Below are 23,786 nucleotides of genomic sequence, written 5' to 3'. Positions count from 1 at the left end.
CGGCCGCAGGATGAGAAAAGCCCGGCAGCGGAACCCGTACGCGGGTCCTGCTGCCGGGCGAGGTCCGGAACCTACGCGGTGCACACGGGGCAGGGAGTGAGCCCGGCCTCCTCCGCTTCGGTCCTGGTCTTCGTCTCGACGCTGCCCTCAGGGGCGGCCTTGATCAGGGGGCATCCGGACAGGTGGTACCTGCGGGTGCCGGTCATGAACATCACGACGTCCGGCGACGCCATGTCCGCCGTATCCCCCGTGTCCGCCGTATCCTCCGGCCGCACCATGGGGTCGAAGAGGGAACGGGACACGGTCGCCGTGGTGGAACCGGCCGGGTCCGCCGACCCGGCGCGCCCGGGATCCGCGGTCTCGGCCGGTTCCGCCGGCTCCGTGTTCTTCGTCATGCTCTCAACCGATGGGACGGTCTCCCCGGCGGGCGCCACGGTCTCCATGACCGCGGTCTCACCGGCGGTGATTCCATCTGCCGCGGTTTCCTCTGAGGCGGTTGCCTCTGATGTGGGCTCACTCGGCGTGATGCCGCCTGAAGTGGTCTCACTCGCCACGGCCTCGCTGGGAGTGGTCTCGCTGGAGGCGGCCACTCCCGCCGTACCCTCATCAGGCTCCGCGGCGACCCGTGCGGCCCCTTCCGGAACGCAGGAGGTGCAGGGCGTGAAGCCTTCCTCACGCGCCTCCTCGTGCGTCAACTCCTCGACCTCACGCCCGTGGAGCTGACGGCAGTCCGCCAGGTGGAACCGCTTCCTGCCGGGGACGACCAGCACGATCGCGTCGGGTCCGAGCTCCCGTCCCGCCGAAGCCGAGGCCGGCGGTCGAGAGAGCGGCCGCGCCGGCTGCTGCGGGAAGGCAGACGGCGGCTGCGCCCCGGGAGGCGGAGCGGGCGGAACTCCCATCATGGGGTGCGCCACCGGATGCGCCGGGGCCCCGCCGAACGCGGGATGCCCGACGTGTCCGGGAAGACCCACCTGCCCGGGCACGCCCGGATGGCCAGGGATGCCGGCGTGCGCCAACTGGGGAACCGCCGCGCCCTGAGGAGCCTGAACCGGTTCCTCCGCGGCACGTCCGCCGGCGGGGAACAGCTCATGGCGCCTCAGCAACGCCCCGATCAGCAGGCAGACCGCGGACAGCACGCTGACCACGATCGACCACATCACGAGGAACGGTTTTGCCAGGACCACACCTGCGATGAGCAGGCCGATGGCGACGAGCACCAGCGCGGCACTGATAAGGATCACGGGGGGATCTCCGAGAAGCGGGTCGCGAGGAGGATGCGACCCCTCGCCTTACCGGCGGTCGTTGTGGGGGCCGTCGGGGGTCGGGAACGCGCCAGAGTGCTGTACGGGCTCCTGGCCGAAGGGGTTGGGGCTGCCCGGCATCGGCTGAGGGCCCGGGGCGACGGCGTGCGCCATCGCCGGGGCCGCGCCCACGATCGGGAAGCCGCCGCTGTTCTCTGCCGAGACGTTCAGATCCGCGAGCTGCTGCTCCAGGTAGAGCTTCAGGCGGCTGCGGTACTCCCGCTCGAAGCTGCGGAGCTCCTCGACCTTGCGCTCGAGCTCGTCGCGGTTCTGCACCAGCGAACCCATGGCCTGGCGGTGGCGCTCCTGCGCGTCGCGCTCGAGCGTCTCGGCGCGGGCACGGGCGTCACCGATGATCTGCTCGGCCTGGCGGCGGGCCTTGCCGAGGATGTCGTCGGCCTCACGCCGGGCGCGGGTCACGGTCTCGTCCGCCTCGCGGCGGGCGTCGGCGATCGCCTGGTCGGCGGTCTGCTGGGCGAGGGCGAGCACCCGGGCCGCGGTGTCCATGTTGTCCTCGGCGGGCGGCATGCCCATGCCGACGGGGACGGGCTCGGGACGGACGGGCTCCGGAGGCTTGATGGGCTCGGGCTGCGGCACCATCATCTCGGGCTTCGGCTCGGCGACCGGGGCGGGGGCCATCTGCATGCCCCCGGCCATGTTCATGCCACCCGGCACCTTGCCGCGCATGCACTCGGCCAGCTTGGCGCGAAGCTCCTCGTTCTCCTGGATGAGGCGGTCGAGCTCTGCCTCAACCTCGTCTAGGAAGGCATCGACCTCCTCCTCGTCGTACCCCGGCCTCAGCCTGGTGGTACTGAATTGCTTGTTCCGCACATCGGCGGGCGTCAGCGGCATTTGAGTCTCCTTGGCGCGCTTGGAGTCTGTCCGGAGGGACGGTTCCCGATCAACGAAGCGCGGACACGACTTGGATCAAGACCAAGACCACAATGAACAGCACTGTGAAGCTTAGGTCAAAGGCCACCGTACCCAACCTCAGGGGCGGAATAAAACGGCGGAGAAATTTGAGAGGCGGGTCGGTCAGTGTGTAAGTGACCTCCGCCACTACCAGGACGACCCCTGAAGGCCGCCAGGAGCGGGCAAAAAGCTGCACCGTATCAAAGATCATTCTGCCGATCAACAGAACGAGGTAGAGGGAGAGTGCAGCGACCAAGATCTCACCGACGATCCCCACGGCCGAGCCTCACCTCCGTCCTGTTCCGCAGTCTCCGGTCCCTTTGGGCACCGCTCAGCCGATCACTGTCCATACATGGAACTCTAGCTCTGGTTGAAGAAGCCACGTTCCGCGATTCTGGCCTTATCCTCGGCGGTCACCTCTACGTTGGCGGGGGACAACAGGAACACCTTGTTGGTAACACGTTCGATGCTGCCGTGTAGGCCAAAGACGAGACCTGCCGCAAAATCGACAAGACGCTTTGCGTCGCTGTCGACCATCTCCGTAAGGTTCATGATGACCGGAGTGCCCTCACGGAAGTGCTCCCCGATCGTGCGCGCCTCGTTGTACGTGCGGGGATGGAGGGTCGTGATCCGCGCCAGATCGGTCGTACGCCGCTCGAGCACGGTGGTCGAGGGTCGGGGCGCGGGGACCGATGCGTCGCCGTCCTCGTCGTGCTCCTGGGACGCCGCGTGTCCGCTCTGCCCCCCGGCGGAGAATCCCCGGCGCGCCGACTCGTAGTCATCGTCGGCGTAGTCCTCGTCGTTCGCGTACTCGGTCACGTACCTGTCGTCGTAGCGGTCGTCCTCCACGAGACCGAGGTAGACCGCCATCTTGCGCATCGCGCCGGCCATCTCTCGTCGTCCTCCGTGTCACCGGGTCGGTCACCGCGCCACGCGCCGGTCGGTCCTGCCTGGCAGTCCCGGCCGGTTCCGGCCCGGCTCCCTCCCCCTCATGCCTTCTAGGTCCCTTTTGGAAGGCCAGGGCGGTAGCCGTACCCCCGTGGAGCTGACCGCTGATCGACCTCTACCTGGTTGCGGACACCAAGGTCCACTTGGGGGACATTACCTGACGAAGGGCTTCCTGCGGCCGAGCAACGCCGTACCGACACGCAGGTGTGTCGCGCCATTGGCTATCGCTTCGTCGAGGTCACCACTCATCCCCGCCGATACAACGTCCGCACCGGGGTGATCGTTCCGGAGCGCGCGTGCCAATTCCGCCAGACGGGCGAACGCCGGGCCCGGCTCCTCCCCCAGCGGCGCGACGGCCATGAGACCGCGAATCCGCAGGTTGTCGGCTCGGGCGATGGCGTCGGCCAGCTCGGGAACGGCGGCGGGAATCACCCCACCACGCTCCGCGACGCCGCCCGAGGTGGGCGGCGCGGTGTCCAGCGACACCTGGACGAGGCAGCCGATCTCCCGGCCCGCCTTCACTGCCTCGCGGCTCAGTGCGTCCACCAGCCGGGGCCGGTCCACCGAGTGGACCAGATCGGCGTAGGAGACCACGGAGCGGACCTTGTTGGTCTGCAGCTGGCCGATGAAATGCCAGGTGAGGCCGAGGCCGGCGCATTCGGCCGCCTTGGGGGCGGCCTCCTGGTCCCGGTTCTCACCGACGTCTGTCACCCCGAGCTCGGCGAGCAGCCGTACGTCGGAGGCGGGGTAGGTCTTTGTCACCGCGATGAGCGTGATCTCGGAACGGCCCCGGCCGGCGGCACGGCACGCATCGCGGATGCGCGCCTCCGTCTCGGCCAGGCCCGCCGCGAGCTCCTCGCGTCGTGCGTCGTTCACATGTACTCGCGTGTGGGAAGGGTCACTTGAGGAAATCGGGCACGTCGAGCTCTTCCTCCTGCTCCTCGAACACCACCGGCCGGCGGGTGGCCGGCTGGCTGACGCGCGAGGTGATCGGAGTGGGCGGCTCGGGTGTGGGGCGCGGAATCGAGAAGGGGCCCGTGTTCGACGGGCTCTGCTCGGACCGCGACGGCTCCGCCGCGCCCTCCCGGGAGAACGACGCGGAAGGCTCCGGCATCTCCGGCGCCCGCTCGGGAACCGGCGTCACCGGGGGCTTGGGCGGCTGGACCGCCTCGGGCTGCGGGGCGGGCGCCACCGGGGTGACCGGAGCGGACGGGCTGGACACCGGACGGACCGGCGCGGGCTGCTCCGCCCGCGGCTCGGGCTTGGCTGGAGCGGGGGACGCGGCGGGCCGTGCGGGCGCCGGCGCGGCCGGGCGGGCGGGCTCGGGACGGGCGGGCTGCGGCCGCGCCCCGGCCTGAGCCGGCGCGGCCGCCGGCTTGACCGGCGTCGGCTCGTCGAAGCCCGCGGCGATGACCGTCACGCGCACCTCGTCGCCGAGCGCGTCGTCGATGACCGTGCCGAAGATGATGTTGGCGTCAGGAGCCGCCGCGTTGGACACGAGCTGGGCCGCCTCGTTGATCTCGAACAGGCCCAGGTCGGAGCCGCCCGCGATCGAGAGCAGCACGCCGTGCGCGCCGTCGATGCTCGCCTCGAGCAGCGGGCTGGACACCGCCATCTCGGCGGCGGCGACCGAGCGGTCGTCGCCGCGGGCGTGACCGATGCCCATGAGCGCGGAACCCGCGCCGGACATGACGGACTTCACGTCGGCGAAGTCCAGGTTGATCAGTCCGGGGGTGGTGATCAGATCGGTTATGCCCTGCACACCCGAGAGCAGCACCTGGTCGGCGGCCTTGAACGCGTCCAGCACGCTGACCTGCCGGTCGGAGATGGAGAGCAGCCGGTCGTTCGGGATGACGATCAGCGTGTCCACCTCCTCGCGGAGGGTCTCGATGCCGGCCTCTGCCTGCATCGCCCGGCGCTTGCCCTCGAAGCTGAAGGGCCGGGTCACGACTCCTATGGTCAGGGCGCCGAGCGAGCGGGCGATGTTGGCCACGACCGGCGCGCCGCCGGTGCCGGTGCCGCCGCCCTCGCCCGCGGTGACGAACACCATGTCGGCACCCTTGATGACCTCCTCGATCTCCTCGCGGTGGTCCTCGGCGGCCTTACGGCCGACCTCGGGGTTGGCGCCGGCGCCCAGGCCGCGAGTGAGCTCGCGGCCCACGTCAAGCTTTACATCGGCGTCACTCATCAGCAGCGCCTGGGCGTCGGTGTTGATGGCGATGAACTCGACGCCCTTGAGTCCCTCCTCGATCATCCGGTTGACGGCGTTCACTCCGCCGCCGCCGATGCCGACGACCTTGATGACCGCGAGGTAGTTCTGCGGTGCTGCCACGACGAGGGGCCTTTCCGCTCGTTTACGTTGGATGCGGGCAGTGCCCGCGCTGTCTCAAAACTCTTACCCTCAAGTTGAGATTTAGAGTTATGTCAACCTGAAGATTGATACGGACAGTAGGGTTGCCCCTCCCCCAGGGTCAACTAACCTCGCCACAAGCGCCGTCCGGCGTGTCGCGGCCTGTCCGATTCGCGCGCGCCTCTGATCACGCCTGTCCAGCGTGATCGCGTGTGCCGTGAGAAATGTCACTTCACCGTCACCACGTCGGGCGAGCTCACGTCATAGCTGTCCGCCGGGGTCCTGAGGAGGGGCTGCAGGATCCGCGCCTTCTCCGCCGACCGCTCGGAGTCCCCCCACGTGACCGTACGGCCGTCGGCCAGGATCAGCGAGATGGACGCGGGTGACGGCGCGCGAACCTCGCCGACACGCGCCCCCAGACCTTCGGGAAGGGCGCTCAGCACGGTCAGTGCGGCCCTGGTGGCGGCGTCGTCGGGAGCGGGCCGCTGGACGCGCAGCAGGGGCAGCCGGACGGTCACGGCCGCGTCGCCCAGGAACACGCCGTAGCGGTCCACGGTCACGGCCCTGCCGTTCACCTTCGCCACGGCCACCGGAGTGCGCTCGACGACCGCGACCTGGAGCGTCCCCGGCCAGCCGCGCTCCACGCGCACTGACTCCACCTGGGTCAGCGCGGCGACCCGTCGCCGCACCTCTTCCAGGTCGACCCGGGCCAACGGTGTGCCCGGCGTCACCTCGGAGGCGCGGCGCACCTCGTCCGCGGGCACCCTCACGCTGCCGCTGATCCGCACGTCCCGCACCCCGAGCACGGAGGAGTAGAAGACCAGCCACGTCGCCGCCCCGACCACGCCACCCGTAAGCAGGGTCGCCAGACCCACTCGCCAGATGGTCGTCCTCACGTCTCACTCCGATCGGCGGGCGGCAGCCCTCAGGTGGCGTACTCGCTGGTTCGGCTCCCCACCTTGGCAGCCCAGAGGCCGTCGGACGCCGCGACTCGCCGCGACTCGCCGGGAATCAGCGGGACCCGCCAGGCCGGCGCTCCGCGATCGCCACCACGGCTCACTCGGCGGACAGTGCCTCGACGATCCGCGGGCCGAGCTCGGTCACGTCCCCCGCGCCCATCGTGAGGACGATGTCCCCCGGCCGGGCCCGCCCGGCCACCAGCGCGGGCACCGCGGACCTCTCCGGCGCGTACGCGACGCGATCCTGCGGCAGCGGCACCTTCCCGGCCACCAGCGCGCCGGAGACACCCGGCTCCGGGTCCTCGCGGGCGCCGTACACGTCCAGGACGATCGCCTCGTCCGCCAGGCCGAGTGCGGCGCCGAACTCGTCGGCGAAGAAGCGGGTGCGGGAGTAGAGGTGCGGCTGGAAGACCGCGATCACCCTGCCGCCGTCCGCCACGACGTCACGCGCCGCCTGCAGGTCGGCCGCCAGCTCCGTCGGATGGTGGGCGTAGCTGTCGAACACGGAGACGCCGCGCGCCTCGCCCTTGGCCTCGAACCGCCGCTTGGCTCCGGTGAACACCGCGAGTCCGTCCCTGACCTCGTCGAACGGCAGGCCGAGCTCCAGGGCCACGGCCAGGACGGCCGTCGCGTTGAGCGCGTTGTGCCGGCCCGGGACGGCGAGCCGCACGGTGCCGTGGCCGACCACGGTGAACTCCAGGCCGAGGCCTCTCGGAACGATGTCGACGGCGCGGAAGTCGACGCCCTCGGCCTCGCCGTACGTGAGGACCTTGAGGCCGCGCTCGCGGGCGATCGGCGCGAGCGCCGCGGCGCCCGGGTCGTCGGCGCAGAGCACGAGCACCGAGCCGACCCGCTCGACGAAACGCGCGAAGCTGTCGTAGACGGCCTGCGGCTCGCCGTAGTTGTCCAGGTGGTCGGGCTCGACGTTCGTCACCACCGCGATGCGCGGCGCGAGCATGAGGAACGACCCGTCGCTCTCGTCGGCCTCGGCCACGAAGACCTCGCCGTTGCCCTCGTCCGCGCCGAGTCCGGTGGTGACGAGCTGCCCTCCGACGCAGTACGACGGGTCGGCGCCGCACTTCTGCAGGGCCACCGTCAGCATGGAGGTCGTCGTGGTCTTGCCGTGGGTGCCGGCGACGGCGATGCCGTTCCGCCCGGCCATCACGGCGGCCAGCGCCGCGGCCCGCGGGATGACCCGCAGGTTCTGCCGCAGCGCCTCCCCCAACTCGGGATTGGAGTCCCGGATCGCGGTGGAGACGACGACGGTGTCGACGTTCTTGATGTGCGAGGCGGCGTGGCCCACGTACACGACGGCGCCGAGATCGCGGAGCTCGCCCAGCATCTCCGAGGTGCGGGCGTCGCTGCCCGACACGGGCACGCCGCGCTTCAGCAGGATGCGCGCGATGCCGGACATGCCCGCGCCGCCGATGCCGATGAAGTGCACCCGTCCCAGCTCATCCGCCGGGACGTGTCCTACGAGCTTGACAAGACTCACTGGTGGTTCCCCGCTCCTCGGGCCGTCTTCGTTCTCATCGGGAGGCGATCTCCAGGACCTTGCGGGCCAGGACGACGTCGGCGTCCTTGCGGCCCATCCGCGACGCGGCCTCGGACATCATCGCGACCCGCTCCGGGTCCTGCAGGATGGGCAGGAGCATCCGGATGATCCATTCCGCCGACAGGTCGGCGTCGTCGACCATCAGGCCGCCGCCCGCCTGGACGATCGGCTGGGCGTTGAGCCGCTGCTCGCCGTTGCCGTGGGGCAGCGGGACGTACGCCGCCGGCAGCCCGACCGCGGTCAGCTCGGCGCAGGTCATCGCGCCACTGCGGCACAGCACGAGGTCGGCCGCGGCGTAGGCGAGGTCCATTCGGTCCACGTACGGAAGGATCACGTACTGCGGGTCGCCGGGCGGGGGCTCCACCTCCACCGTGTTCTTCGGGCCGATCACGTGCAGCACCTGAATGCCCGCGGCCCGCAGCGTGGGCGCGGCGTCGAGCGCCGCCCGGTTGACCGAGCGGGCTCCCTGCGAGCCGCCGAACACCAGCAGCGTGGTGCGGTCGGACTCCAGCCCGAAATAGGACCTCGCCTTGTCTCCCAGGGAGAAGCGGTCCATCGTCACGACGTCGCGGCGCAGCGGGATGCCGACGCACTGGGCGTTCGGCAGCGCGGTGTCGGGGTGGCCGGTGAAGACATGGTCGGTCAGCCGGGCGCCCAGGCGGTTGGCGAGCCCGGGCCTCGGGTTGGCCTCGTGGACGACGATCGGGACGCCGCGGCGGCGCGCCGCGAGGTAGCCCGGGGTGGCGACGTACCCGCCGAATCCCACCAGGACGTCCGCCTGGACGCGGTCCAGGACGCCGGCCGCCGCGTTGATCGCCCCGGCGAGCCGGCCGGGCACCGCGAGCAACTGCGGCGTCAGCGCGCGGGGCAGCGGCACGGCGGGGATCAGCGCGAGCTCGTATCCCCGGGCGGGCACGAGGCGGGTCTCCAGGCCTCTCTCGGTGCCGAGACAGGTGATCCCGATCGACGGATCCAGCTGGCGAAGCGCGTCGGCCAGCGCGAGCGCCGGCTCGATATGGCCGGCCGTGCCTCCGCCGGCGAGGACCACTCTCATGTCACTCCCTGCCCTCGGGTCGGATCGAGCGCCGGGGTCATCGGCCCGCGCGGCGAGATCTCACCGCCGGACGACCCAGGCCAAGCCAGCTTAGAGCCCGAGCGGCCGGTCCCGGTCCACGAGCGGCGAGGGCCTCGGCCGCTCCCGGCTCCTGCTTGGCGAACGACAACAACATGCCAAGCGCGGCGAGGGTCGGCAACAGGGCCGATCCTCCGTAGGACACCAGCGGAAGCGGGATGCCCGTGATGGGCAGCACCCCGATCACCGCGCCGATGTTGACTATCGCCTGACCGGCGATCCACGCGACCGACGCGGCGGCGGCCAGCCGGATGAACGGGTCATTGGCCCGCGACGCGATCCGCAGCCCGGCGTAGCCGAGCAGGCCGAACAGGGCGATCACCACGAGGGTGCCCATCAGGCCGAGTTCCTCGCCCAGGATCGAGAAGATGAAGTCGCTCTCGGCGTGCGGCACCCAGTCCCACTTCGCCCGGCTGCTGCCCAGGCCGAGACCGAACCAGCCTCCGGTTCCCATCGCGATCTGTCCTTGGACCGCCTGGAAGCCCGAGGTCTGCGGGTTGTCCCACGCATGCAGGTAACTCGTGATGCGGTCCATCCGGTACGGCTTCACCGTGATCATGATGACCGTGGCGAGCACGAGCAGCCCGAGGACCCCACCGAACAGTTTCACCGGAGCGCCGACCACCCACAGCAGGGTGAGGAAGATCAGCATGAGCACGATCGTCGTGCCGAGGTCGCTACCGAGCATGACCAGGACCGCGACGATGGCCACGCCCGGCATCAGGGGGACCAGCAGGTGCCGCCACTCGATCAGGCCGCCGCGCGCCTTGCGCGCCAGCATGTCGGCGCCCCACAGGACCAGCGCGAGCTTGGCCGGCTCCGACGGCTGGACGGTGAAGCCGCCGATGTAGATCCACCGCTGCGCGCCGAGCTCGGTGGCACCGATGAAGATCACCATGACCAGGCCGATGATCGAGAGCACCAGCAGCGGATAGCCCGCGAGCTGGAAGATGCGCCGCGGCAGCCGGGAGCAGAGCCACATGAGGGGAAGCCCGATGGCGGCCGCGCCGATCTGCCGCAGGAACAGATCGAACGGCGAGCGTCCTTGACTGATCTGCATCGACTCGATGCTGGACGCCGACAGGACCATCATCAGCCCGAGCGCGAGGAGCAGCGCGCTGCACCCGAGGACCAGGTAGTAGGAGACCAGCGGCCGCCCGAGGAGCTCCCGGAGCCGGGCCCGCCATCGGAGCATGTCGTGCGCGTTCGCGGGCTTCTCCGCCGCCTCAGTTGTCATGTGCGCTTTCGTCCTCGAATCTCCCGGCGTGACGTCTAGCCGGAAAGCCGGTGAACCGCGCGTGCGAAGGCGTCCCCCCGCGCCCCGTAACCCGGCCACATGTCCAGCGACGCCCCGGCGGGCGCGAGGAGCACGGTGTCCCCGGGAGATGCGAGCCGCCGGGCTTCCCCGACGACGCGGTCCATGACCCCAGTGTCTTGCCCCGGAACGTCAACCACCGGAACATTCGCCGCGTGTCGCGCCAGAGCCTGCCGAATTCGCTCGCGGTCCTGGCCGAGGAGCACCGCTCCGCGCAGTCGCGGGGCGGCCCGGTGGACCAGGTCGTCGACGTCCGCGCCTTTCAGCTGGCCTCCGGCGATCCACACGATAGACGGGTACGCCGCGAGCGAGGCGGCCGCGGCGTGCGGGTTGGTGGCCTTGGAGTCGTTCACGTAGTCGACCCCGTCCACCGTGGCCACGTGCGCTATCCGGTGCGGGTCCGGGGTGAAGGTCCGCAGGCCACGTCGTACGGCGTCCGCGGGCACGCCGTACGAGCGGGCGAGCGCGGCGGCGGCGAGCGCGTTGGCGACGTTGTGCGGCGCGAACGGCACGATGTCGTGGAGGTCGGCCAGCTCCTCGGCCTCGTGGACTGGATCGGCCACGAAGGCCCGGTCGACGAGGAGCTCCTCGACCACGCCGAGCTGTCCGGGCAGGGGCGTGCCGAGCGTGAAGCCCACGAGCCGGGCCCGTCCGCCGCGGACCTCGCCCGGCCGGTACGGCGCGGCCAGGCGCTCGCACCACTCGTCGTCGGCGTTGTAGACGATCACGCCCGCGTTCTCGAAGATCCGCGCCTTGGCGGCGGCGTACTCCTCAAAGGACCCGTGCCAGTCGATGTGGTCGGGGGCGACGTTCAGCAGCGCGGCCGCGTGCGGCGCGAGGCTCGACGACCAGTGCAGCTGGAAGCTGGACAGCTCGACCGCCAGGACGTCGTACGGCTCGCGCACGGCCGTGGCGATCGGGACGCCGACGTTGCCGACGGCGACGGCGTTGCGGCCGGCCGCGACCAGGATCGAGGTCAGCATCCGGACGGCGGTGGTCTTGCCGTTGGTGCCGGTCAGGGCGAGCCACGCGGCGGCGGAGCCGTCGGGGCCGTCGGAGCCGCGAAGGCGCCAGGCCAGCTCGACCTCGCCGATCACCTCGACGCCGGCCCGCGCGGCGGCGACCAGCAGCGGATGGCCGGGTCGCCACCCGGGCGAGGTGACGAGGAGCGACGTCCCCTCGGGCAGGACCGGCTCGCCGAACCGCACCTCGACGCCGAGGGGGGCCAGCTCGGCGGCCGCCGCCCGCTGGCTCTCCCCCGCGTTCGCCTCCAGCACGACGACCCGCTCGCCGCTCTCGGCCAGGCCGCGGGCGGCGGCGGCGCCGGAGACCCCGAGCCCGGCGACGACGACCACGCTCACTGCTTGGGCATCCATTCGAGGTAGAAGAGGCCCAGGGCGGCGGCGGCGCAGAGCGCGGCGATCAGCCAGAACCGCACCACGATGGTCGTCTCCGCCCACCCCTTCAGCTCGAAGTGGTGCTGGAGCGGGGCCATCCGGAACACCCGTTTCCCGGTCATCTTGAAGAAGCCGACCTGGATGATGACCGACGCGGTGATGATCACGGGCAGGCCCGCCAGGACGACCAGCAGGAGCTGGGTGCGGGTGGTGACGGCCAGACCGGCAATCACGCCGCCCAGGGCGAGCGACCCCGTGTCACCCATGAAGATCTTGGCGGGCGGGGCGTTCCACCACAGGAAGCCCACCAGCGCGCCGAGGACGGCGGCGGCGACGACGGCCAGGTCCAGCGGGTCGCGGACGACGTAGCAGTTGGGGCCTAGTGCCGCGGTGCAGCTGTTGCGCAGCTGCCAGTTGCCGATCAGCACGTACGACGCCAGCACGACACCGGTCGCGCCGCTGGCCAGCCCGTCCAGACCGTCGGTGAGGTTCACCGCGTTCGAGAAGCCGACGATGATGAACAGCACCCAGATCGTGAACGCCACGATCCCGATGGACGCCGGCCCGAAGTCCCGCAGGAACGACAGCCTGGTCTCGGCCGGCGTGATGTCGTACGCGTTGGGGAACTGGACGCAGAGCACGGCGAAGACCGCGCCGACGATGAGCTGGCCGAGGGCCTTGGCGCCGCTGCGCAGGCCCAGGCTGCGCTGCTTGTAGATCTTGATGAAGTCGTCCAGGAACCCGACGAGGCCGAGGCCGGTCATCAGGAACAGCACCAGCAGGGCCGACACGGTCGGCGGTTCCGGCGTCGAGGAGAAGAACGTCATCAGGTGCGCAGTGAAGTACCCGATCAGCGCGGCGATCACGATCACGGTGCCGCCCATGGTGGGGGTGCCCCGCTTGTCGTAGTGCCCCGACGGGCCTTCCTCACGGATGTTCTGGCCGTAGCCGCGCCGCGCGAAGAGCCGGATGGCCAGCGGCGTGCCCGCCATGGAGAGCAGCAGCGACACCGCGGCGGCGATGAGGATGTTCCTCACCGGTCGTCACCTCCGAGCAGGGCCTCGGCGACCCGTTCCAGCGCCTCGGCCCGCGGCCCCTTCACCAGCACCACGTCTCCGGGGGCGAGCCGCGCCGACAGCTCGGCGGCGGCCGTCTCCACGTCGGGCACGTACAGCGCGCCCGGCGCGCCCGCCAGGACCGGCCCGGCGTCCTCCCCGACGACGATCAACCCCTCCAGCCCGGCGCCCGCGGCGAGCCGCCCGAGCTGCTCGTTCAGCGCCGCGCTTTCCTCTCCCAGCTCGCGCAGCGCGGCGATCACCGCGAATTTGCGCCGCCCCTCGCCGATCACGGCGAGGCTGCCGAACGCCGCGCACATCGAGTCGGGGTTGGCGTTGTAGGCGTCGTTGACGACGGTGACGCCGTCGGCCCGCTCGGTGACCTCCATGCGCCAGCGGCTACGCGGCTCGGCCTCCGACAGCTCCTCGGCGATCGTCCCGACGGGGAGCCCCAGCTCGTAGGCGGCCGCGGCCGCCGCCAGGGCGTTCTCCACGGCGTGCGCGCCGTACAGGCGGAGCCGTACCGGGGCGGCGCCGGACGGCGTCCGCAGCGTGAAGGACGCGCGTCCCCGGCCGTCGAGCGTCACGCCCTCGGCCCGGATCCCGGCGTCGGCGGACCGGCCGAAGAAGGTCACCCGGGCGCGGGTGCGGGCGGCCATGGCGGCCACCAGGGGGTCGTCGGCGTTGAGCACGGCCACGCCGTCCTCCGGCAGCGTCTCCACGAGTTCGCCCTTGGCCTGCGCGATGGCCTCCTTGCCGCCGAACACGCCGAGGTGGGCGGTGCCCACGTTCAGCACGACGCCGATCCGCGGCGGCGCGATCCGCGCCAAGTCGGCGATGTGGCCGATGTTCCTCGCGCCGAGTTCCAGGACCAGGAACCGCGTCCCCTCGTCCGCGCGCAGCACGGTCAGCGGGTAGCCGATCTCGTTGTTGTACGAGCCGACGGTGGCGACGGTGGGCCCCATCCGGGCGGCCAGCCTGGCCAGCAGGTCCTTGGTCGTGGTCTTGCCGGCCGAACCGGTCAGGCTGACCACGGTCGCGTCCCGTAGCTCGGACACCACAGTCGCGGCCAGTGCGGCCATGGCGGCCAGGACGTCTTCGACGATCACGGCCGGCGCCTCGACGGGCCGGGACGCCAGGACGGCCACCGCGCCGTCCGCGCACGCCTGCGCGGCGAAGTCGTGCCCGTCCGCACGCTCGCCCTTGATCGCGACGAACAGCGATCCCGGCGCGACGGCCCGCGAGTCGATCACGACGGGACCGCGGACCACGGCCCGGGCGTCGGCCATGCCGGTGAGCGCACCCGAGGTGATCTCGGCGACCCGGGCCAGCGGCAACGGGATCATGCGTCTTTCCTGCTCTCTATCACGTTGATCGGTCGACTCCGCCTCGCCTCACGCACGGTGCGGCGGCGCTTCCCGCCCCGCGTCATGCCCGGCTCGGCTTCCTCTCCTGGAGATGGCCTCGGCGACCACCTCGCGATCGTCGAAGGGGATGACCCGCCCCTCGACGTACTGCCCCTGCTCGTGGCCCTTGCCGGCCACGACAACCACGTCTCCCGCTCCCGCTCCCGAGATCGCGAGGTCGATCGCGGCGGCCCGGTCGGGCTCCACGATCACGTGCGCTCGCTCGCCCTTGGGCACCCTGAGCGCTCCCTCCATCATCGCGGCCAGGATCGCGAGCGGGTCCTCGGTCCTGGGATTGTCGCTGGTGAGGATCGCGACATCGGCCAGCCTCGCGGCCGCCTCTCCCATGATCGGGCGCTTGCCGCGGTCACGGTCGCCGCCGCAGCCCAGCACGACGACGAGACGGCCCTGGGTCACCTCGCGCAGCGAGCCGAGGACCGACTCTACGGCACCGGGCTTGTGAGCGTAGTCCACGATCGCCTGGAAGCCCACCGCTCCGGGCACGCGCTCCATCCGTCCGGGCACGCCGACGAACGAGCCGATGCCGCCCACGGCCGCCTGGAGGCCGACACCGGCCTCGACGAGCGCGACGATCACGCCGAGGGAGTTCGCCACGTTGAACGGGCCGGGCAGGGCCACCGAGGCGTCGGCCTCGACTCCCCCCGGGCCCACCACGCGGAAGGTGCTGCCGTCGGCGTCCAGGCGTACGTCCTCGGCCCGCCAGTCGGCCTCGGCGTCCCCCTTGGCGGAGAACGTCGTCGTCGGGACCTTGGCCCGGCCGAGGAGTTCGCGGCCGTACGGGTCGTCGATGTTGACCACGCCCACGCGGGACAGCTCGGGGGTGAACAACTTCACCTTGGTGGCGAAGTAGTCCTCGAGGTCGCTGTGGAAGTCCAGATGATCCTGCGACAGATTTGTGAATATCGCGACATCGTAGAAGATTCCGTCCACGCGCCCGAGGGCGAGCGCGTGGCTGGACACCTCCATGGCCGCGGCGGTCACGCCCTGCTCCCGCATCAGCCCGAACAGCCCGTGCAGGTCGGTGGCCTCGGGGGTGGTGAGCTCCGGTGTGAACCGCAGGTCGCCCGCGCGGATCTCCACGCCGCCGACCAGGCCGGTGCGGTGACCGGCCGCCCGGAGTCCTGCCTCCAGCAGGAAGGTGGAGGTCGACTTGCCGCTGGTGCCGGTGACGCCGATGACCATGACGTCGCGGGCGGGCCGGCCGTACACCCAGGCGGAGACCTGCCCGAGCAGGGCCCGCGGGTCGGGCACGACCAGCACCGGCAGGCCGGTGGCCGCGGCGGCGTCGCGGCCCTCCTCGTCGGTGAGGATCGCGACCGCCCCCGCCGCCATGGCGTCACGGGAGAACGCGGCACCGTGGGCGTTCCTGCCCGGGAGGGCGACGTACAGGTCACCGCGCTGGATGCGGCGGGAGTCGATGCTGACGCCGGTCACGGCGCCGCGCGGCGCCTTGGCGCCTGGTGAGGGCACCACGGAGGACGTGCCGAGAAGGGCCGTCAGGCCGGACAGCGGACGGGCCGGAACGGCCTCGGGGCGCATGGAGAACGGGGGACGCACGGCGAGAGCGTACCTTCCCCGGTCACTCTCCGGCGCGAAGGACGGCCTTGGGCGCCTTCGTACCGGTCGGCGGGATCTTCATGGTCTTCAAGGCGAAGCTCATGACCTCCTTGAAAACGGGCGCGGCCACCATGCCACCGTAGTGGCCCTTCTTCGGGTCCTGGATGACGGCCAGCGCCATCAGACGCGGCGCGTCCGCCGGAGTGAATCCGACGAACGTGGCCGTGTAACCGCAGTACCCACCGCACTTCTGGTCATACCGCATGGCCGTGCCGGTTTTACCCGCCACACGATATCCGGGGATCGCCGCCTCCGTTCCCGTGCCGTCGTTGCCCACGGCGGCTTCGAGCATCCCGGAGATCTGCCGGGCGGTCGTCTCGCTGATGACCCTCGTCTGCTTGGCGGTGGGGGCCGGGACCAGCCGTCCGTGGTCGTCGGTGGTGCCGGCGACCAGCGAGGGCGTCACCCGCACGCCGCCGTTGGCGATCGTCTGGTAGACGCTGGCCATCTGCAGGGCGGTGACCGAGACGCCCTGGCCGTACGCGACGGTGCAGCGCTGGCTGCCGGACCAGGACTGCCACGGGGGCAGCAGCCCGGCCTGCTCGCCGGGCAGATCCGCGCCGCTGGTGGAGCCGAATCCGAATGCCCGGATCGTGTCGTACAACCGCTGGTCACTGATCTTGCGGGCGGCGAGGATCGTGCCGACGTTGCTGGACTCCGCGATGACGCCCGTAAAGGTGAGCCGCTCCGGCGCGTGCGGGTGGGCGTCCTTGAGCGTCCGGTCCGCGCACTGGATCTGGTCGGGCACCCGGAAGACGGTGTCCGGCGTGACCCCGCCGTGCTCGATCGCGGCGGCGGCGGTGATCACCTTGTTCGTGCTGCCGGGCTCGAAGACCTCGGACACCGCGCGGTTGCTCCGCTCCGTCTCGGAGACGGCGTCCCAGTGGTTCAGGTCCACGCCCGGGGAGTTCGCCATGGCGATGATCTGGCCGGTCTTGGTGTCCATCACGATCACGCTGCCGCTGAGCGCCTTGCTCGCCCGGACCTGACGGTCGATCGCCTGCTCGGCCGCCCACTGGATGTCCCGCTCGATGGTGAGGCGCACGCCGCGGCCCGGCACCGGCTCCTTGCGGGTGCTGCGCGTCATCGGGATGCGCTCGCCGCGCCGGCCGATCTCGATGCTCTGCTGGCCGTCCTGCCCGGCGAGGACCTTGTCGTACGTGCGCTCCATGCCTTCGAGCCCGTGCCCGTCGAAGCCGACGAAGCCGATCAGGTTGCCGGCGAGTTTGCCGCCGGGATACAGGCGGCGGTAGGTCGGTTTGGAGCCGACGCCCTTGAAGCGCAGACTCATGATCCTTTTGGCGCGCAGTGGCTCGACGTCCCGGTCGAGGGGGATGTACCGCTGGTCGGTCTTCGCCAGCGCGGCGGCGACCTTCTCCTTGGGCAGGTTCAGCTCCCTGGCCAGGGTGGCGCCGACCAGGTCCCGCTTATTCGGGTCCACCTCGTGCGGGTCCACGTAGATCTCGGCCGCGTCGACGGTGAGGGCCAGCTCGTGGCCCTTCATGTCCGTGATGGAGCCGCGCTTGGCCGGCAGCGTCTCCGGCTGGACCCGATACTGGGCCGCCTTCGCCTGGAGCACCTTCGAGTCCAGACCCTGGAGCTGGACGAGGCGCCCCGCGAACAGGGACAGCACGAACGCCATGGCGATCAGCCCGGCATGCAGCCGCCGCTCCGGGTCGCCCAACCGGAGCACGGCGGGCGGCCGGGGCGGCTGGTTCCTGGGTGGGGTGTTTCTGGGCTGCTGGTTTCTGGACGGCTGGCCGCCCGGAGGCCGACCGGGCGGGCGGAGACCGCGCGAGCGCATGGTCTCCTGCCGGTCGTCCCCTCTCGGGGCGCGTGCGCCTTCGGAACGCGACTCAGCGCCCTGGCGGCCCGTTCTGACCGGGTCCTCACTCGTACGGCGCGGCCCGCCGGGACGTGCGTCTCTGGACGGGCCGCCGGAAGCGCCGGGGCGGGGTTCCCTCGGCGGCCCGCCGGACCGGCCGTTGGGGGAGCCGGACCGGCCTCCGGAGCCGGGTTTGCCGGAGCCGGACCCCGGCTTGCCGGAGCCCGGAGCGGATTTACCGCCCGAGGCGGGTTTTTCGGAGCCCGAGGCGGGCTTGCCGGAACCGGACGTGGGCCTGCCGGAACCGGACGTGGGCCTGCCGGAACCGGACGTGGGTCTGCCGGAACCGGGGGTGGCCCTGCCACCGCCTGGATTCTGCGGGCCGCGCCGGCCCGAGCTGTTACCGCCCGGTCCCTGGCCGCCGCGCCCGCCGTAACCACCACCGGGGCCCTGACCGCCGCGTCCACCGGAGCCGCGGCCGGGCCCCGGGTTCCGGCCGCCGCCCTCCCTCACCGGCCCGCGCCCTCCGCCTCACGCTTACCCGCGCTGCTGGTAGGGCTGCCGGGCTGCGGATCGGCGGAGACGAAACTCGGGGGTGAAGAGGGGGCGGGGCGCACGTCGGTGCCGCCGCGGGCCTGCTCGGCGAGCGCGCCCGGCTGGGTCAGCGTGCGGACCCGGTTGCCGAGCTCGTCCGCCTGCTGGCGCAGCCGCTCGGTGCCCGACCGCAGGTCGTTCAGCTCGAACGAGTCCTGCGCGAGCACGGTGTTCAGCAGCAGCAGGCTGACCAGGCCGCCGCAGAGCAGGCCGACGACGAGCAGCACGAACGGCGCGCGGGGCGGCCGCCTGCCGACCCTCGCGGCCGCGGCGGCGCTGTTCGAGACGGCCGTGCGCCTTGCCGGACGCCGGGTCTGCCGGACGACGACCGGCTCGGCCGTGGCGGGCGCGGCGGCCGCGGAGGCCCTGCCTGCCGCCGGGGCCGTACCCGCGATGGGCGCCTCGGCCGGCGCGGTCTTGGGCGCGCGCCCGGTGGGACGCGCCGACGGCCGCGCGGCCGAACGTGCGGACGGGCTCGCAGCCGAACGTGCGGACGGGCTCGCAGCCGAACGTGCGGACGGGCTCGCAGCCGGACGCGCGGACGGGCTCGCGGCCGAGCGTGCGGAGGCCGAACGCGTCGCCGTGCCGTTCCTCACACCCGTGCCGTTCACCGCGCTCCGGCCCTTGGGGGCACTCTCGCTCCGCGGAGCGCCGACGGTCCTGGGAACACCGGCGCCCTTCGTGACACCGGTCCCCTTCGACGCGCCCGCGCCTCTGGCACCGCCGGGGGTCTTCGCGGCGTCGGTGGCGGTGACGCCACGCCCGCCACGCCCTACCGGAGACTCGGCCCGAGGGACGGCCTGCTCCGCGGCGGCAGGCCCGCGGGTCCCCCGCGTGAGCGGATCCCCGGCCTCCCCTCCGCGAACCTGCCGTCCGTCGCGACCGCTCTGCGCGCGGTTGGTGGTGTTCGCCGCCGTGCGCCCCCTCGCGGGAACGCGTCGCGCCGCCTGCCGGTTCTCCTGCTCAGTCCTCATCCCTGGCGGATCCTCTCTGCCGCCCGCAACCGGGCCGACGCCGCCCGCGGGTTGCGGGCCAACTCGTCTTCGTCCGGGAGCTCCGCTCCCCTCGTCAGAAGGCGGAACCGGGGCTGGTGGGCCTCGAGCGGGACGGGCAGCCCGGGTGGGCTGGTGTCCCTGGTTCGCGCCGCGAGGACCTGCTTGGTGAGCCGATCCTCCAAGGAGTGGTAGGCGAGCACGACCACGCGCCCGCCCAGCGCGAGCGCGTCGAGAGCGGCGGGCAGTGCCCGCTCCAGAGCGGTCAGCTCCTCGTTCACCTCGATGCGCAAGGCCTGGAAAGTCCTTTTCGCGGGGTTGCCCCCCGTCCGCCGGGTCGCGGCGGGGATCGCCGACCTGACCAGGTCGGCGAGCTGCTTGGTGGAGGTGATGGGCTGCTTGGACCGTTCCTTGACGATCAGGCTCGCCACGCGTGCGGCGAAGCGTTCTTCGCCGTAGTCACGCAGGATGCGGGTCAGTTCCGCCGCGGAGTACGTGTTGACGACCTGTTCCGCGGTGAGGTCCTGGTCCCGGTCCATCCTCATGTCGAGGGGGGCGTCGTAGGAGTACGCGAAGCCGCGCTCTGCCTCGTCGAGCTGGGGCGAGGAGACGCCGAGGTCGAACAGCACGCCGTTGACCCGCGGCCGCCCGATGCGGTCCAGGACGTCGGTCAGCTCGTCGGAGACCGCGCGCACGATGGTGGTGCGCTCCGCGTAGGGCGCGAGGCGCGCGGTGGACCGCTCGATGGCGGTCGGGTCGCGGTCGATGCCGACGAGGTGCAGGGAGGGGTGGGCGGCGAGCAGTGCCTGCGCGTGTCCGCCCAGGCCGAGGTTGGCGTCGACGACCACGGGCTCCGGCCCGGACAACGCCGGAGCCAGAAGATCCAGAACGCGATCGAGCATGACCGGAACGTGACCGGCCGGCTGCTCGGAGAAATCCGACAACGCTGTAACCCCCAAATAAAGCTGCCGCTGCAAAGCTCGCGGATGTGCGGCTGCCGCCGGTGATCTTCTTCTGGATCCCCCACCCAAAGGGCCGGTCCCGGATGGAGCCGACCCGCCCGGCCAGGTCCCCATCCGCGTCGCCTGCCGCGGAACCTGACACCGGGGAAGGTGCATCAGGTGCCGCTGGGAGCGGGTGGAGACCTCGCCGAACGTCACCGACGGGTCTTTCCTGATCTCTCGCATTCGGCGGGAGACCATCTGTCACGAATTCACAGGACTCCGGGCAACACCTCCTCGGAAAGGTCGGAGAACGCCTGCTCCTGATCCGCCAGATAGACCTCCCAGGCCGCGGCGTCCCAGATTTCCAGGCGGGTGTTGGCTCCGATGACGGCGCAGTCACGTTCCAGGCCGGCGTATTGCCGCAGGCTCGGGGGAATCGTGATCCGTCCCTGCTTGTCCGGCGTCTCGTCGGACGCGCTCGCGAAGAAGACCCGGCTGTAATCCCGGACCGCCTTGGCGGTCACCGGCGCGGTGCGCAGAGCCTCGGTGATGCGCTGGAACTCCTCTACGGGGAAGACGTAGAGGCAGCGCTCCTGGCCCTTGGTGATCACAAGACCCTCCGCCAGCTCCTCGCGATACTTCGCCGGCAGGAACAGCCGTCCTTTGTCGTCCAGACGCGGTTGGTGGGTGCCGAGGAACACCGGCTCCACCTCCCGTGCCTTGCGGAGCGCTCAGCGCTTTCGCCCCTGCCCTCCACTGCGCACCACCATACTCCACTTCTCCCCACCGTCAACTGATTCCGGCCCTCGTCGCGCCGTATTTCCTTCGCATTCCCGCAGGTCAATTGAGGTGGTGCGGAGTGGGGCGCTCCGAGGCCCCGCAACCCCCGCACTGGCGTGTCGGAACCGCCGTCCGGCGACCCGGAAGCCCGGCGCGGGCGGGCTTCCGGCGCGCGGTGGCCGCTTGGTGGAGGAAAGTGGAGCGCGTAATGTCACCGGATTCGGACGATCGCGCGACCTCAACGAGAAACGGATTCATAACACTATGGGCAGTTCAACCGGATTTCCGGACAAAGTCGCCCAGGAACCTGAGCCGTCATAAGGTCGGTACACAGAATGGATAAGGAACGCCAAACGCCCCATTCATGGGGGCTCATCCTCATGGAGGCCAGGTGGCAGTAACTCCCGACGTCGCCCCCGACGCTGGCAACCGGCTGGAGGACCTGGTCGACACCGCACATCGGATCGGCCGGGCGATCAAGTCGGTGATCGAGGGCAAGGCCGACGTCATCCGGCTCACCCTCACCGTTCTCCTCGCGGAGGGCCACCTCCTCATCGAAGACGTACCGGGCGTCGGAAAGACGATGCTGGCCAAGGCGCTGGCCCGATCCATCGACTGCCCCGTCAGGCGCGTCCAGTTCACTCCCGACCTGCTGCCGAGCGACATCACCGGCGTCAGCGCGTACAACCAGCAGACCCGGGAGTTCGAGTTCAAGCCGGGACCGGTCTTCGCCAACATCGTCGTCGGCGACGAGATCAACCGCGCCTCCCCCAAGACGCAGTCCGCGCTGCTGGAGTGCATGGAGGAGCATCAGGTCACGGTCGACGGCGTCACCTACGCGCTCGAGTCGCCGTTCATGGTGATCGCGACCCAGAACCCGATCGAGATGGAAGGCACCTATCCGCTCCCCGAGGCGCAGCGGGACCGCTTCACCGCGAAGATCGCGATGGGGTATCCCGAGCCGACGGCCGAGCTGGAGATGCTCGACGTGCACGGCGCCGCCCAGCCGCTCGGAAAGCTGGAACCGGTGGCGACGACCGCCGAGGTGCGCGCGCTCATCGAGGCGGTCCGCGCGGTCTACGTCTCCCAGGCGGTGAAGAAGTACGCCGTGGACATGGTCACCGCGACCAGGCGCTCCCCCGACCTGCGCCTGGGCGCCTCGCCGCGCGCGACCCTCCATCTGGTGCGCGCGGCCAGGGCGCACGCCGCGCTGTCAGGCCGCGACTACGTGATCCCGGACGATCTGCAGGACCTGGCGGTGCCCGTGCTCGCGCACCGGCTCCTGCCCAGCCTCGAGGCGCAGGGGCAGCGCCGCCACCCCGAGCAGGTGGTGGCCGAGCTGGTGCGCCGCGTCCCCGTGCCGGACACGAACTGACGTCCTTCCCGGGCCCGCGGCCCGGGAGCTCCGTTCCAGGAGAGTTCAAGGAGATTCGATGACGGGGCTCAAGGCGCTGACCTCACGCGGCAGATCCTTCCTCGCGTCCGGGGTGGCGGCGCTGCTGTGCGCCCTCGTCCTCGGCGAGCAGGACCTGCTGCGGATCGCCGTGTTGATCATCGCGATGCCGCTCCTGGCCGCGATGGTCGTGGCCAGGACCCGCTACCGGCTGACCTGCGCCAGGCGCCTGGACCCCGCCCGCGTCGAGGCGGGCACCGGCAGCACGGTCACCCTCCGGCTGGAGAACGTGACCCGGCTGCCCACCGGGCTGCTGCTCGTCGAGGACAACCTGCAGTACGCGCTGGGCACGCGGCCGAGGTTCGTCCTCGACCGGGTGGAGTCGCGTGGCGTCCGGGAGGTGGACTACAAGGTCCACTCCGACCTGCGCGGCCGCTACCCCATCGGCCCCCTGTCGGTTCGGATCACCGATCCGTTCGGGATGGTCGAGCTCGCCCGGTCGTTCACCATCACGGACACGCTGGTGGTCGTCCCCGAGGTGGTCCCCCTCCCCCACGTGCGCCTTTCCGGCGAGTGGAGCGGCGGCGGCGACAGCCGTACGCGCTCGGTGGCGGCGGCCGGAGACGACGACGTGGCGCCGCGCGAGTACCGCCAGGGAGACGACCTGCGGCGGGTCCACTGGAGGTCCACCGCCCGGCGCGGCGAGCTGATGGTGCGGCGCGAGGAGCAGCAGTGGCAGAGCAGGGGCGCGCTTCTGCTGGACACCCGGCGGCACGCGCACCGGGGCGACGGACCACGCTCGTCGTTCGAGGTGGCGGTCTCCGCCGCCGCGTCGATCGGCGTACACCTGGCGCACGAGGGCCTCGGCCTGCGCCTGGTCACCGATCAGGGCCCGCAGCAACTCGTCGAGGGCGGCCTTTCGTGGTCGCTGCCCGACACCCTTTCCGTCGTACGGCAGAGCTCGGCGCGTTCCTTGGAACACGGCGTCGCGGCCCTGCGGCAGGGTGGCGGTGACGGGCTCATCGTGGCGGTCCTCGGGGCGATCGACGTCGAGGAGGCACAGGCGTTGGCCCGGCTGCGGCACCCCGGCGTGACCGGGGTCGCGGTCCTGCTCGACGTGACGAGCTGGGACGGCGCCCCCGACGGGTCGTTCGAGGCGGCCCAGGGCGTACTGGCCGCCGGCGGGTGGCGGGTGCTCCGGCTTCCCTCGGGCACCTCCCTCGCCACGGTCTGGCCGGAGGCGGCGTACAAGAGGAGCGCGGCGTGAGGAGTGGTCCGCGAGGAACGAGC

Annotated in this window: 20 protein-coding genes; 2 read left to right on the top strand and 18 right to left on the bottom strand. The window is 71.4% G+C overall.

The annotated features are described in order from the left end of the window. Positions 1–71: 71 nt before the first annotated feature. The 18 genes from QSK17_RS06920 to mraZ form a co-directional block, all read right to left on the bottom strand. A complete protein-coding gene (locus QSK17_RS06920) occupies positions 72–1,241 on the bottom strand; it encodes a hypothetical protein (protein ID WP_285703604.1) in 1,170 nt (389 codons plus the stop codon). A 48-nt stretch (positions 1,242–1,289) separates the two neighbouring features. Then, positions 1,290–2,153 carry a DivIVA domain-containing protein gene (locus QSK17_RS06915; RefSeq protein WP_285703603.1) on the bottom strand — a complete coding sequence of 288 codons (864 nt, stop codon included), beginning with the start codon at positions 2,151–2,153 and terminating at the stop codon, positions 1,290–1,292. A 49-nt stretch (positions 2,154–2,202) separates the two neighbouring features. Further along, the gene (locus QSK17_RS06910; protein ID WP_285703602.1) at positions 2,203–2,490 is read right to left on the bottom strand and encodes a YggT family protein; all 288 of its coding nucleotides are present in this window, start codon (positions 2,488–2,490) and stop codon (positions 2,203–2,205) included. A gap of 83 nt (positions 2,491–2,573) precedes the next feature. Next, on the bottom strand, positions 2,574–3,104 hold the full coding sequence (locus tag QSK17_RS06905) for a cell division protein SepF (protein ID WP_285703601.1): 531 nt from the start codon (positions 3,102–3,104) through the stop codon (positions 2,574–2,576). Positions 3,105–3,314: 210 nt separating this feature from the next. Further along, positions 3,315–4,037: a YggS family pyridoxal phosphate-dependent enzyme gene (locus QSK17_RS06900; protein ID WP_285703600.1), complete on the bottom strand. Its 723-nt coding sequence runs from the start codon at positions 4,035–4,037 to the stop codon at positions 3,315–3,317. 22 nt (positions 4,038–4,059) lie between these two features. Continuing rightward, entirely contained in the window at positions 4,060–5,493 is a 1,434-nt protein-coding gene (gene ftsZ / locus QSK17_RS06895) for a cell division protein FtsZ (protein WP_285703599.1), read from the bottom strand. 245 nt (positions 5,494–5,738) lie between these two features. Beyond that, a complete protein-coding gene (locus tag QSK17_RS06890) occupies positions 5,739–6,407 on the bottom strand; it encodes a cell division protein FtsQ/DivIB (protein WP_285703598.1) in 669 nt (222 codons plus the stop codon). Positions 6,408–6,567: 160 nt separating this feature from the next. Next, the gene (murC, locus tag QSK17_RS06885) at positions 6,568–7,965 is read right to left on the bottom strand and encodes a UDP-N-acetylmuramate--L-alanine ligase (RefSeq protein ID WP_285703597.1); all 1,398 of its coding nucleotides are present in this window, start codon (positions 7,963–7,965) and stop codon (positions 6,568–6,570) included. A gap of 34 nt (positions 7,966–7,999) precedes the next feature. After that, positions 8,000–9,079, bottom strand: coding sequence for an undecaprenyldiphospho-muramoylpentapeptide beta-N-acetylglucosaminyltransferase (gene murG, locus QSK17_RS06880; protein WP_285703596.1), 1,080 nt, complete (start codon positions 9,077–9,079; stop codon positions 8,000–8,002). Positions 9,080–9,116: 37 nt separating this feature from the next. Further along, positions 9,117–10,352 carry a putative lipid II flippase FtsW gene (gene ftsW / locus QSK17_RS06875; RefSeq protein ID WP_285703724.1) on the bottom strand — a complete coding sequence of 412 codons (1,236 nt, stop codon included), beginning with the start codon at positions 10,350–10,352 and terminating at the stop codon, positions 9,117–9,119. Between the two features lie 77 nt (positions 10,353–10,429). Then, positions 10,430–11,848: a UDP-N-acetylmuramoyl-L-alanine--D-glutamate ligase gene (gene murD, locus QSK17_RS06870; RefSeq protein ID WP_285703595.1), complete on the bottom strand. Its 1,419-nt coding sequence runs from the start codon at positions 11,846–11,848 to the stop codon at positions 10,430–10,432. After that, a complete protein-coding gene (gene mraY / locus QSK17_RS06865; protein ID WP_285703594.1) occupies positions 11,830–12,906 on the bottom strand; it encodes a phospho-N-acetylmuramoyl-pentapeptide-transferase in 1,077 nt (358 codons plus the stop codon). The genes murD and mraY overlap by 19 nt, the downstream gene beginning before the upstream one ends. Beyond that, positions 12,903–14,270 (bottom strand): UDP-N-acetylmuramoyl-tripeptide--D-alanyl-D-alanine ligase, encoded by a 1,368-nt coding sequence (locus tag QSK17_RS06860; RefSeq protein WP_285703593.1) that lies wholly within the window; start codon positions 14,268–14,270, stop codon positions 12,903–12,905. Before QSK17_RS06860 ends, mraY begins: the two co-directional genes overlap by 4 nt. A gap of 48 nt (positions 14,271–14,318) precedes the next feature. Further along, positions 14,319–15,890, bottom strand: coding sequence for a UDP-N-acetylmuramoyl-L-alanyl-D-glutamate--2,6-diaminopimelate ligase (locus tag QSK17_RS06855; RefSeq protein ID WP_285703723.1), 1,572 nt, complete (start codon positions 15,888–15,890; stop codon positions 14,319–14,321). 40 nt (positions 15,891–15,930) lie between these two features. Then, on the bottom strand, positions 15,931–17,661 hold the full coding sequence (locus tag QSK17_RS06850; RefSeq protein ID WP_502889161.1) for a peptidoglycan D,D-transpeptidase FtsI family protein: 1,731 nt from the start codon (positions 17,659–17,661) through the stop codon (positions 15,931–15,933). Positions 17,662–18,302: 641 nt separating this feature from the next. Further along, positions 18,303–19,361 carry a cell division protein FtsL gene (gene ftsL, locus QSK17_RS06845; RefSeq protein ID WP_285703591.1) on the bottom strand — a complete coding sequence of 353 codons (1,059 nt, stop codon included), beginning with the start codon at positions 19,359–19,361 and terminating at the stop codon, positions 18,303–18,305. Continuing rightward, positions 19,358–20,338 carry a 16S rRNA (cytosine(1402)-N(4))-methyltransferase RsmH gene (rsmH, locus tag QSK17_RS06840; RefSeq protein WP_285703590.1) on the bottom strand — a complete coding sequence of 327 codons (981 nt, stop codon included), beginning with the start codon at positions 20,336–20,338 and terminating at the stop codon, positions 19,358–19,360. Before rsmH ends, ftsL begins: the two co-directional genes overlap by 4 nt. 254 nt (positions 20,339–20,592) lie before the next feature. Next, positions 20,593–21,024: a division/cell wall cluster transcriptional repressor MraZ gene (gene mraZ / locus QSK17_RS06835; RefSeq protein ID WP_285703589.1), complete on the bottom strand. Its 432-nt coding sequence runs from the start codon at positions 21,022–21,024 to the stop codon at positions 20,593–20,595. Positions 21,025–21,467: 443 nt separating this feature from the next. Between mraZ and QSK17_RS06830 the strand changes: the two genes are divergently transcribed. Together QSK17_RS06830 and QSK17_RS06825 are read left to right on the top strand one after the other, a co-directional pair. After that, positions 21,468–22,478 carry an AAA family ATPase gene (locus QSK17_RS06830; RefSeq protein WP_502889150.1) on the top strand — a complete coding sequence of 337 codons (1,011 nt, stop codon included), beginning with the start codon at positions 21,468–21,470 and terminating at the stop codon, positions 22,476–22,478. Positions 22,479–22,536: 58 nt separating this feature from the next. Then, positions 22,537–23,763: a DUF58 domain-containing protein gene (locus QSK17_RS06825; RefSeq protein ID WP_285703588.1), complete on the top strand. Its 1,227-nt coding sequence runs from the start codon at positions 22,537–22,539 to the stop codon at positions 23,761–23,763. The last annotated feature ends 23 nt before the right edge of the window (positions 23,764–23,786 follow it).

Origin of the sequence: Microtetraspora sp. NBRC 16547, from assembly GCF_030268965.1 — a bacterium.
Taxonomy (GTDB): domain Bacteria; phylum Actinomycetota; class Actinomycetes; order Streptosporangiales; family Streptosporangiaceae; genus Microtetraspora.
This window is presented reverse-complemented; position numbering and strand designations above follow the sequence as displayed.

Bases quoted from the DNA above. Each gene is read 5' to 3' on its own strand.
- QSK17_RS06915 (WP_285703603.1), bottom strand. From the start codon at position 2,153: ATGCCGCTGACGCCCGCCGATGTGCGGAACAAGCAATTCAGTACCACC.
- QSK17_RS06905 (WP_285703601.1), bottom strand. From the start codon at position 3,104: ATGGCCGGCGCGATGCGCAAGATGGCGGTCTACCTCGGTCTCGTGGAG.
- murG (WP_285703596.1), bottom strand. From the start codon at position 9,079: ATGAGAGTGGTCCTCGCCGGCGGAGGCACGGCCGGCCATATCGAGCCG.
- ftsW (WP_285703724.1), bottom strand. From the start codon at position 10,352: ATGCTCCGATGGCGGGCCCGGCTCCGGGAGCTCCTCGGGCGGCCGCTG.
- murD (WP_285703595.1), bottom strand. From the start codon at position 11,848: ATGGATGCCCAAGCAGTGAGCGTGGTCGTCGTCGCCGGGCTCGGGGTC.
- QSK17_RS06860 (WP_285703593.1), bottom strand. From the start codon at position 14,270: ATGATCCCGTTGCCGCTGGCCCGGGTCGCCGAGATCACCTCGGGTGCG.
- QSK17_RS06855 (WP_285703723.1), bottom strand. From the start codon at position 15,890: ATGCGCCCCGAGGCCGTTCCGGCCCGTCCGCTGTCCGGCCTGACGGCC.
- ftsL (WP_285703591.1), bottom strand. From the start codon at position 19,361: ATGAGGACTGAGCAGGAGAACCGGCAGGCGGCGCGACGCGTTCCCGCG.
- QSK17_RS06830 (WP_502889150.1), top strand. From the start codon at position 21,468: ATGGGGGCTCATCCTCATGGAGGCCAGGTGGCAGTAACTCCCGACGTC.
- QSK17_RS06825 (WP_285703588.1), top strand. From the start codon at position 22,537: ATGACGGGGCTCAAGGCGCTGACCTCACGCGGCAGATCCTTCCTCGCG.